This window comes from Aeromonas sp. R2-2, from assembly GCF_040908355.1.
GTDB classification, from domain to species: Bacteria; Pseudomonadota; Gammaproteobacteria; order Enterobacterales; family Aeromonadaceae; genus Aeromonas; species Aeromonas veronii.
The window spans coordinates 1-9,947 of sequence record NZ_JBFODQ010000043.1 but is presented as its reverse complement, the minus strand read 5'-3'; the positions used below and the strand labels follow the sequence as shown (position 1 = coordinate 9,947).

At 57.8% G+C, this 9,947-nt stretch carries 9 protein-coding genes; 6 read left to right on the top strand and 3 right to left on the bottom strand.

The features are described from left to right. A partial coding sequence (tssI, locus tag AB5Z09_RS07725) for a type VI secretion system tip protein TssI/VgrG (RefSeq protein WP_368194909.1) occupies positions 1 to 977 on the bottom strand: 977 nt, incomplete at its 3' end. 363 nt (positions 978 to 1,340) lie between these two features. Then, positions 1,341 to 1,859: a type VI secretion system effector Hcp1 gene (hcp1, locus tag AB5Z09_RS07720; RefSeq protein WP_005332563.1), complete on the bottom strand. Its 519-nt coding sequence runs from the start codon at positions 1,857 to 1,859 to the stop codon at positions 1,341 to 1,343. A 408-nt stretch (positions 1,860 to 2,267) separates the two neighbouring features. On the opposite strand from hcp1, the gene AB5Z09_RS07715 reads away from it, so the two are divergent. The 4 genes from AB5Z09_RS07715 to AB5Z09_RS07700 all read left to right on the top strand — a co-directional run bounded on the left by AB5Z09_RS07715 (position 2,268) and on the right by AB5Z09_RS07700 (position 8,121). Then, positions 2,268 to 3,152, top strand: coding sequence for a DMT family transporter (locus tag AB5Z09_RS07715; RefSeq protein ID WP_368194991.1), 885 nt, complete (start codon positions 2,268 to 2,270; stop codon positions 3,150 to 3,152). A 105-nt stretch (positions 3,153 to 3,257) separates the two neighbouring features. After that, entirely contained in the window at positions 3,258 to 5,195 is a 1,938-nt protein-coding gene (locus AB5Z09_RS07710; RefSeq protein ID WP_368194990.1) for a methyl-accepting chemotaxis protein, read from the top strand. A 502-nt stretch (positions 5,196 to 5,697) separates the two neighbouring features. Further along, positions 5,698 to 7,152 (top strand): OprD family outer membrane porin, encoded by a 1,455-nt coding sequence (locus AB5Z09_RS07705; RefSeq protein ID WP_019446288.1) that lies wholly within the window; start codon positions 5,698 to 5,700, stop codon positions 7,150 to 7,152. A 141-nt stretch (positions 7,153 to 7,293) separates the two neighbouring features. Beyond that, positions 7,294 to 8,121, top strand: a complete 828-nt coding sequence (locus tag AB5Z09_RS07700; RefSeq protein ID WP_368194989.1) for an SDR family oxidoreductase — start codon at positions 7,294 to 7,296, stop codon at positions 8,119 to 8,121. A gap of 91 nt (positions 8,122 to 8,212) precedes the next feature. On the opposite strand, the gene AB5Z09_RS07695 is transcribed toward AB5Z09_RS07700, so the two are convergent. Then, positions 8,213 to 8,545 (bottom strand): DUF1904 family protein, encoded by a 333-nt coding sequence (locus tag AB5Z09_RS07695; protein ID WP_368194988.1) that lies wholly within the window; start codon positions 8,543 to 8,545, stop codon positions 8,213 to 8,215. A gap of 88 nt (positions 8,546 to 8,633) precedes the next feature. Between AB5Z09_RS07695 and AB5Z09_RS07690 the strand changes: the two genes are divergently transcribed. Continuing rightward, the gene (locus AB5Z09_RS07690) at positions 8,634 to 9,521 is read left to right on the top strand and encodes a TraB/GumN family protein (protein WP_368194987.1); all 888 of its coding nucleotides are present in this window, start codon (positions 8,634 to 8,636) and stop codon (positions 9,519 to 9,521) included. A gap of 136 nt (positions 9,522 to 9,657) precedes the next feature. Then, positions 9,658 to 9,837: a DUF3149 domain-containing protein gene (locus AB5Z09_RS07685; protein WP_005338733.1), complete on the top strand. Its 180-nt coding sequence runs from the start codon at positions 9,658 to 9,660 to the stop codon at positions 9,835 to 9,837. The last annotated feature ends 110 nt before the right edge of the window (positions 9,838 to 9,947 follow it).

Below are 9,947 nucleotides of genomic sequence, written 5' to 3'. Positions count from 1 at the left end.
TCACCGGTGTGGCGGATATGGACAATTTGCCAATCGCTGTTGAGGCTGCCGTTCGGGTGTTCGGTCAACGCGAAGCTTTGTCCCGGCAAGAGGGCTGCGCTGTTGGATTTGCCGCTGCCCGCTACCGCGTCATTGCGCAGGGCATCGAGCCGGTGTTGTGCAAACGCCTTGCCGCTCGGGTCCTGCTTGTAGCGGCCCGGATAGTCGAAGTGCTGGTAGGTATCGCGCTGATGCTCGAGCTCTGCCCCCTGCTTTTTATGGGAGAGGCCATAAGCCGGCGTCTTGAAGCTGTAGTCCTTGAGCTCCACATCCGAGGGGCGCACCGCCTCGCGGTAGTGGAACTGGCGCACATAGGGACCTTGTTCCAGCGAGCGGTTGCCGAGGTTGAAAAATAGCTCGGGGCCGGCGGTCAGGGCTGCCGCATCGTCAGCAAAGACGATGCGGTGCTTGCCTGCTTCAAACTCGTGGAAGTAGAAGAGCCCCTCTTCGGCTGCGAGGCGATTCACGAAATCGAGGTCGGTCTCCCGATACTGCACGCAGTATTCGCGCTGGGCGTGCTCGTTCTTGAGCGCAAAGGCGTAGTCAGTAATGCCGTGTTCTTGCAGCAGGATACTGAGGATTTCGTCGGGCTTTTGCGCCTGGAAGATGCGGGAGTTCTGGCGCAGGCCCAGCCGCCACAGGGCCGGTTTGACTTGCAGGCTGTAACGGGTGCGGCGAAAGCCGCTGTCCCCTTGGGCAAACTCGCTCACTACCCCGCATACGCGGCGTTGCAGCTCGCCGTTGTACCACACCATCAGCTCGCAGGGCTGGTCCAGCACGGCGCCAAAGTCAACATCAGGCTGGCTACTTGCCACCTCCAACTGCAAGTTGAACGGCCGGTTCAGCCCCTCATCCAGCTGAAAACTGGCCACCACGAAGGTGCTCTCGGGCAACGCTCCCACCTTGACGGTAAATTGCAATCCGGTTTGATTAGCCATGGCTTTTCCCTCTTGTCACGGCCAAGCTGTGCCTGAGCCCTTGCCAACTCTCGCGCCCATACACTCCCTCGCCGCGCAGCCACGCTACCGCCCTCTCCGGTGCCGCAAGGGCCACCAAAGATAAGGGGGTTAACAGGTTACGAGCGGTTCGGGTCTGCATCACAGGACACCCTTTAGTGCTTTGCCATCCCTCCGCACTCACCGGCAGGGCATCAAACCCCGGCAGGGGGATGGCAAAACAGAAAAGCTCCAGCCAACCCGTTGGCCAGGCTGGAGAAAATGCACAGTACAAGAAGCCGGTTGAACAACCGGCTCAAAGACACATTACTACTTACAAGGAATACCAAAGTACCGAAGCAAGGCTTACGCCTCGATGGGCGCGCGCCAGTCGTCCGCACCGGAAGTACCGGCAACGGTGTGCTCCCAGTCAATCTTGCGGTAAGCCATGGAGACCTGGATAAGCTGGGTGAAGTCAGACTTCGCCGGGTCCTGGCAGTGCGGCATCTGGCAGTCGATGTCAACGATGGTGGCATCGGTCAGCACGGTAGAGAAGAAGTGCTCCTGCTTGCCTTCAACGGAGGTGCGGTACCACTTCAGGGTCACTTTAGGCAGCATCTCGCCGGAAGCCAGGGAGTTGTACATCAGCGGCACGGCTTTGTTCAGCGCAACGGTGAACTTGAACGGCTTGTGGACACGCTGACCAGCCGGCTGACCGGATTGCGGGTCGGTCGGGACAGTCACAACGTGCTGGAACTCTTGTACCAGCATCTCGTCTTCGTGACCTTGTACGAAGATGTTGCCGACGGAATCGGAGGTGAAGGCACCTGCGGTGATATTGCCCTGGGTTTTACCTTCGATGCTGATATAACATGGAGTTGGCATGGGTATGCTCCTAAATAGGTTGGTTAAACGAGATAGCACTCGACCAACCTTTAGCAGCGTCCATGCCATTTTTTTTATTCCTTATTTATCAAACAATTACCTTTCGCCAGTTCTTGTTCAATGCACAAACACGCAATTAATTGCCTAGAGCAGTGCATTTAATCGTGATTACTTGCCCAATCAGTATAAATAACCAGTCAACGAGCAAGAAGTTGCTCCAAATAATCATTTCCTCTTTGCAGGGCAAGCTTTCAATCCCTTGCCGGTGCTAATTTTCCACTGGCTAAGCATGCTCGGACAGAACAACCAACTTGCAAGTAATCGCCCGCCTCGCAACTGTTTGTCGATTGTCAATCTGCTAGACTGCACTCTTTTCTGTTGCTCATTCATCTTGCAAAGGAGTGTTGGATGTCCGGATGTTCTTGGTGGGATAGATCCACCGGTTTTGCACTGCTGACCATTGTGCTATGGGCCTCACTGGCGGCGCTGACGTCACGGGTCACCAGCGTGTCACCGCTGGTGCTGGTCGGGCTGGTGCTGTTGTTCTGCGGGGTCGGGGCTTTGCCGTTTTGGCGCCAATGGCGCGCTCGCCCGATTACCTGGCTGGTGACGGTTACGGCATTGCTGCTCTACCATCTGCTGCTCTTTATGAGCTTTCGCCATGCCCCAGTGCTGGAGGCCAACCTCATCAACTACCTCTGGCCGCTCTGCATCATTCTGTTCACCCCGCTGTTGTTGCCCGGCCATCCCCTCCATGCCCGTCACCTGCTGGCTGGCGCCTTTGGTCTGGCGGGTTCCATGCTGGTGATGGTCAATGGCGAGCTGCAACTGCAGCAGGCCTATCTGCCGGGATACCTGTTGGCGCTCGGTGCAGCTGTCGTCTGGGGGGCCTATTCGGTGCTATCACGCCGTCTGCCGCCAGCCCCTGCCGTGGTCACTGCGGCAGCCTGCCTGCCCGCTGGTTTGCTGGCTCTGCTGCTCGCCCGTCTGCTGGAGGGGCCCCTGCCACTCGCGCAGATCCCCACCAGTGACTGGTGGCTGATCATCGGGCTGGCGCTGGGCCCGATGGGGGCGGCCTTTGTGACCTGGTATCTGGCACTGCGAGACGGCGATCCACGCCGGATCGGTGCCCTTGCCTACCTGACACCGCTGCTGAGTACTTTGCTGTTAGTGGCATTGAACGGAGAAGAGCTGACCTCGCGCCATCTGCTGGCCGGTGCACTTATCATGGGCGGCGCCCTGCTCGGTATGCTGGGCCAACGCAACAGAGCACTGGCATCCCCAGCCAGTTAAGTCGGTAAAATAGGGCCACCTGACCATGCTGTCATAAAAACGCCATCATCCCTGTTTAGGCTCGGGCCACGCTCCCCCATGGTCTGTGCTGACAGGAATTACCCCGTGAAAATCGCCCATTACGCCACCCTCTCCTCCCTTGTTTTGTTACTGGTCGCGGGAGGACAGGCGCTGGCCCTCTACCACGGCTGGCAGCAGCTTGCCCGTACCAATCAGGCCCAGCATCAGCACGAGACGCTGCAACAACTTGTGACCGTGACCCTGCAAAACAGCCTGCGTGACTACCTCAACAGCGGCGATCCGCAACAACTGACAGCAGCGGAGAAGGTCCGCCAGCAAGCGCTCTCCTCGCTGGCCGCTCAGGATGATGCAGTGGCAGCCCCGCTCAGACAGCAACTCGAACAGATGGCGCAGCGCATCGCGCACGACTATCAGGCCGCAGGCAAGCTCTCGGGCAACAGCCAGCTGCTGCTGCAAAATGCCGAGAGTGAGCTGGGCAGCCAGGCCATGGAGCTGATCCGCTATGGGGAGCAAGGTGCCAACACGGAACAATCTGCCGCGGCACAGCAATATCGCCGCGGTGCGGCCGAGATCCTGGCGGGCCTGCCGCGCCTCGCCCATTTGCGCCAAAGCTATATGGAGCAGGGCAATGAAAAGCTGCTCGAAGGGATCCGCTTTGAGCTGGAGGCACTGCAAAGACAGGCGCAAGCGCTGCAAGCCTTGCCGCTGCTCGGCCTGTATGAAGAGGCGCCCGCCGATGAATTCACGCTGGGGGAGCCGGTACGCAAGGAGCTGGGAGATCAACCGCGCAGCGAATTACGCTCGCTGCTGGGTCGCTATCCGCAGGAATTGGCCAACAGCCGCACGGCGCTTCAGCAACAACAGGCTGGCCGCCAGACCGTGCAGCAAGACATCATGGCGATGTTGCAAGCGACCAGACAGATGGGGGAACAACTTGCCCACGAACGGCAAGCCGTCAATCAGGAGCTGGCCACCATCCTCGGCACGCTGGCGCTCTGTCTGGTGATAGTCGCCCTGCTGTTTGCGCTGGTGCAACGACGCTGGCTGCTCACCCCCTTGTTGCGACTGCGCGGAGCCTTTATGCAGCTTGATCAGACGGGGCAGGCCGAGCCGTTGCCTGCCGGGCGCGATCGCAACGAGCTGGCCGATATTGTTGCCAGCTACAATCGGCTGATCGGTCGCCTGCAACTGGACCAACAACAAAAAGAGGGGCAGCTGTCAGCGGTATCCCTCAGCCTGCAAGGGATGGTCAGTCAGGTTGACGAGATCCACCACAGCACCCGCACCACCGAACAGGTGGTCGACGAGAGCGGCCAGATGATGGATGAGCTGAACCAGCTGGCCGGAGAGGTCCATCAGGTCGCCGCCGACATCGCCCAGCATGCCCACCATAACGAACAGGCAATGAGCCAGAGCGAAGATCTGGTGGGGAGCATGCTGCATGCCACTCATCAGACCGGACTGGCGATTGACGAGAGCGATGAGGCGCTGCAAGCCCTCACCCGCTCGGTTGCCGATGTGACGGCCATTGTCGATGTGATCGGTCATATCGCTCAGCAGACCAACTTGCTGGCCCTCAACGCCGCCATCGAAGCGGCCCGCGCAGGGGAACAGGGACGGGGCTTTGCGGTGGTCGCCGATGAAGTACGCCACCTCTCGGCCAATACCCAGCAATCCCTCAACCAGATCACCGATATTCTGGGGCGCCTGACCCAATCCGGCGAGCAACTTGGCACTGTACTGAACCGAATAACCAGCGAATCAAGCCGCCAGCGGGCACAGGCGGAACAACTGCGCCAGACTACCCAGGCGGTGCGGGAGATCGCCCGCAACACCGCAGTGATCGCCCTGCAGGGCGCCGACAACGCCAAAAGTCAGGAGCACAAACTGGCCAGTTTTGCCGATCTGATCACCCGTATCCATCAGCATGCCCGTCAGGTGAGTCAGCTCTCGGTGCAGGTCTCCTCCCATATTCACCATCAGGCGCAGCAGATCCCCCGCATCCTCGGCCAGCAAGGCTGAACCCTATTCGCCCCGCATCCTCACCAGATCACTTTCCCTCAACCAGAGGGAAAGTTTTTTTGTAGCACAAAATTATCTGTTATCGGCAGGTTAACTGACACCTCTTCCCCCGTACCGGATGAAAACCCGCACTGGCGCTGGCTGCGGTCTCAAGAAAACGCTCTCATCACCGTGATACCTGCCATGAGGCTGTTTACGACCTTGCCCATGATTATTTGCACTCGGTCATACTTTTGAAACGTTGAGGGAACTTTTCATTGATATTTCGCACCGCGAACGTACTCTTGGGGTTGTCCGATAGCCAAGAATCGGAACATAAAAAAACAACATGTGATGATCAGGACTGCCAACTACAGATGTGCCAAGACATCCGGGTTTGCAGGTAGCCAAGACAAGATTTTTTGCCCTTCGGGGTTTTGATTGCAATGCCAATACCGAGCGGTAGGCCCGATGCCAACTGCCGGAAAAAAAAGCTAAGTCCATAAAATCAGGAGCAATAAAAATGGAAAAAGTGATCTTCAAGCGCGCCGCTTTGAGTGCCGCTGTGGTAGCCGCTCTGGTCGCCCCCGGTATGGCGTTGGCAGCTCAGGATATGATGAGCCCGGAATACGGCCAGTCCTATGAAACCTTCGTTAAAGACTCCAAACTGACCGGCGGTCTGTTCTACTTCCAGCGTGATCGCGCCCGTGTTGACTCAGGTGTAGTACCTGCAGATAACACCGGAAAATATCGCTCAAACCTGAGCCATGCGACCGCTCAATTAGCTCTTAACTTCAACTCGGGTTATGCATGGGACGTGGTTGGCTTGGACTTGGGCGGATACACTGCCTATGACTTAGCCATTGATGAAAGTAACCCTGTCAACGCCGAGAATGAATTCTCTTTCTGGGGACGAGCTTGGGGAACCAGCAACACCGAATCAGAAAATGGCGCAAGCCTGACCAACGCAGCCCTTAAGTTGAAGTTGGTTGAAGGTCTTACTGCAAAAGCTGGCTATACCCAATTGTATGTTCCTGGCCAGATTGGCGTTAACTGGTCCTACCAACCAGGTACTTATCGTGGTGGACAAGTTGAAGGTAACGTAGGTGGTCTCTATTTGACCTACGCTATCGCAGATGAATACAAAGCTCCCTGGTTCAAAGAAACCCAAGGCTTTTATAAAAGTAAAGCGTGGGGCGGAGCTTGGGGTAATACCTTCGATAAAGAAAACGAGATCGACTACATCCATGCCGTCGCCGCTCGTTACACCTTTGAAAATGGCACAGCCATTACTGGCTCTTTCGGCCAATCAGCCGATTATATGGATAGCTACCACTTCAAACTGGCTCACAAGTTTGACGTACTGGGCGGCCTGTCAACCAGCTACCAATTCTATGGCTCCGAAACAGAAACGTACAAAAACGCCTCTGGTCGTGATGTAGAAACTTATGATGGCTTGGCATGGCAACAAGCACTGACAGCTGCGTGGAACTATGCGCAGTACGGTTTCCGTCTGGAAGGTATGTGGACCAAAGCTGAGGGTGTTGAAGGTAACTACCTGCCCCGTCTGACCCGTGGTTACGGCAACTCCCAGGGCGCCAACGAAATTTGGTGGGACTCCCGCTCTGACTGGAACGCCAACAACGAAAAAGCGCTGTTCTTCGGTGTAACACGTTCTCTGGATGACCTGGTTGGTGCTCCTGGCTGGTCTGTAGGCGTATCCGGTGCTTACGGCTGGGATATGGAGAAAGGTGATGGAACTAAAGTTGCTGAAGGCGATACCGAGTGGGCAGCCAACTTCGATGTCAGCTATACCGTGCAGGATGGCAAGCTGAAAGGCACCCTGTTCAAACTGCACTACACCGACTACAACAATGACCTGCCATCCACTTGGAAGGGCTGGACTGACTATCCGAACGTGTTTACCTCCGAGCGTGACGTCAAGTTCCACATCATCATGCCGTTTACCATCATGTAATCAGGCAATACGATGTCAGCAAACCGGGCCACTTGGCCCGGTTTTCTTTTTACCGGTTGGCAGGCTAACATGCGAGCCGGATAAGGGTTTTATCCACTCACCAGCCCGCACGCTTTTGTCAGCAGTCACAAGGACGCCATCATGCCCCGTTTTGTTCTGATCACCGGTTGTTCCAGCGGTATTGGCCTCGCCGCCGCACAGGCGCTGGGGCAGCACGGTTTTACCGTGATCGCCTCGGCACGCAAGGCGGAAGATGTGGCCCGTCTGCAGCAACAGGGATTGCTGGCGGTACAGCTGGATCTGTCGGATCCCGCCTCCATCGAGTTGGGTGCCAGTGCTGCGCTCCATCTGGCGGGCGGGCGCCTCTATGGCCTGTTCAACAACGGCGCTTATGGCCAACCCGGTGCGCTGGAAGATCTGCCCACCGAGGCGCTCAGGGAGCAGTTCAATACCAACCTGTTTGGCTGGCACCATCTGATCCGTCAGGTGCTGCCGCCGATGCTGGAGGCCAAAGAGGGGCGGATAGTGCAGAACAGCTCGGTACTGGGGCTGGTTGCCATGAAGTATCGCGGCGCCTACAACGCCAGCAAGTTTGCGCTGGAAGGTTATAGCGACACCCTGCGCCTCGAACTGGCGGGCAGCGGGGTACATATCAGCCTGATTGAACCGGGCCCCATCGATACCCGTTTTCGTGCCAATGCCCGCAGCGCCTTCTTGCGTCACATCGATCCGGCCCAGAGCCGTCATCAGTCGGCCTACCGCCAGACCCTGACGCGGCTGGAAAAAGAGGGGGCCACCAGCAGCTTTACCCTCCCAAGCGACGCCTGCATCCCGCCACTGCTCCATGCACTGACCCACGCCCATCCCAAGGCGCGCTATCCGGTGACCACGCCGACCCGGCTGTTTGCCTTCCTGCGACGGGTATTGCCCACTCGCTGGCTCGATAAACTGCTGGCCAAATCGGCCTGATCCCGTGATGGGCGACAAGCATCCTGCCGCCCAAGTGGCGTTAGCCGGGTAGCGGCATCACCCGTCCCGCCAACCTGGTTTGTCCCTCTCTTCAATAGTGCTCGCCATTGCTGTAGTAGGCGCTCTTGACCAAGGGGACTACCTGCACCACCACATAGGTCTGCTCCCCCAGCACCCGTTTCAAATGGCGCGTGATAAGGCGCGCGACGGCGTCCTGCATCTCTTGTGGCCGCTCGAACCAGTGCAGCTCGACAAACGGAAATCCCGCCTCTGGCTCGCCGTTACGGATCCAGCAGCTCTCCACCCGCTCCATGGTGACAAACTCCGGCTTGCCGCCGGTCAGCTCGCAAAGCTCGGCCAGCAGCGGGCCGCTCACCTGTTGCAGGGTATCGAGCGTCACGGCGCGAAAACGAAGATGGGGCATGGCAAACCTCTTGGTTATCTGAAATGAGGACTTATCATAGGAGTTATTGTCAGCAAGAGAAGTCACCCGGCGCACATTAAGGATCCCCATGAGATTTCATCGCACCCTCTTTGCCTTCCTGCTCTGCCTGCTGCTACCGCTGCACGCCTTTGCCGATCCCGCCTTCTATCGGGTGAGCAAGGGCAACCAGCAACACTGGCTGCTGGGCTCCATCCATGCAGGTAAACCAGCCCTCTATCCTCTGCCCGAGCCGGTGGAGCGTGCCTGGCTGCAGAGTCGCGCACTGGTGATGGAGGTGGACATGAACAGCATCACGCCGGATCAGTGGCAACAGACCAGCTCCCTCACCCGACTGGTGGATGGCAAACCGCTCAAGGATCATCTGCCTGCCGAGCTCTATCAACGCACCCTGATGGCGGGCGCCCGCTATGGCATCGACGAGGCGACCCTCGCCACCCTGCGCCCATGGTTTGCCGCCATTACCCTGACCCAGGCCGCCATGGCCCGCTCCGACTTCAAGAGTGAACTCGGGATAGACCAGCACTTTGCCGTCCGGGCCGCCAAAGAGGGCAAACCGGTAGTGGGTTTTGAAACCCTGCTGGAGCAGCTCGGTTATCTGGCCAGCGTGGGTGACAACCAGCCCCTGATGCTCGCCAGCACCCTGGATGAGCTACCGATGCTGGAGAGTGGTTTCGCCGCCGTGATGAAGGCGTGGCAGCAGGGGGATGAGGCGACGCTGATCAATCTGCTCAAGGAGGAGATGGCTCCCCCCGCGCTACAAAGCTGGATGGAGCAGACCCTGCTGGCCGAGCGCAACCATAACTGGCTGAAAAAATGGTCCACCCTGCCCAACGAGAGCTTTATCGTGGTAGGCGCCCTGCACCTTTACGGCGAACAGGGGTTGCTGGCGTTGCTGGAGCAGCAAGGGTGGCGCATTACCCCGCTCACCACACCGGGCCCTGTGCAGGCTCGGTAGCAAGGAGTCCAGTGAGAATGATCACAGAACACACTGGTTATTAAACAACCTGCAAGGGAGTTGATCGGGATCATCCCGGACGGGGCAAAGAGGTATTTATCATACCTGTCATCAACCGGGTGACAGGAGCAATAAAATGGACTTTTGGCTGGACCTGATGTTTGGCAACAGCGTGGGATTGATGTCGATGCTGGTGATTATCGGCACCTTCTTGCTGATCAGCTCTTACGCGGCCTACTTCATCTACAAGGTGATGCACTCGCAACCGCCTCATTCACAGCAACCCCATTCTCAACAGCCCAAAGAGGGCAAGTAATCCTCTGACCACAGGCGGCAGTTCACACTGACCGCCTGTGCTGTTTTATGGTTCGCGACTGTGATTCCCGGTCCAGGATGCACCAGTGTCCATGCCGGGAGCCCCTTATC

Excerpts from the sequence above, each read along its gene's own strand:
- AB5Z09_RS07690 (WP_368194987.1), top strand. The coding sequence starts at position 8,634 with ATGAGATTTCATCGCACCCTCTTTGCCTTCCTGCTCTGCCTGCTGCTA.
- AB5Z09_RS07715 (WP_368194991.1), top strand. The coding sequence starts at position 2,268 with ATGTCCGGATGTTCTTGGTGGGATAGATCCACCGGTTTTGCACTGCTG.
- AB5Z09_RS07705 (WP_019446288.1), top strand. The coding sequence starts at position 5,698 with ATGGAAAAAGTGATCTTCAAGCGCGCCGCTTTGAGTGCCGCTGTGGTA.
- AB5Z09_RS07700 (WP_368194989.1), top strand. The coding sequence starts at position 7,294 with ATGCCCCGTTTTGTTCTGATCACCGGTTGTTCCAGCGGTATTGGCCTC.
- hcp1 (WP_005332563.1), bottom strand. The coding sequence starts at position 1,859 with ATGCCAACTCCATGTTATATCAGCATCGAAGGTAAAACCCAGGGCAAT.
- AB5Z09_RS07695 (WP_368194988.1), bottom strand. The coding sequence starts at position 8,545 with ATGCCCCATCTTCGTTTTCGCGCCGTGACGCTCGATACCCTGCAACAG.
- AB5Z09_RS07685 (WP_005338733.1), top strand. The coding sequence starts at position 9,658 with ATGGACTTTTGGCTGGACCTGATGTTTGGCAACAGCGTGGGATTGATG.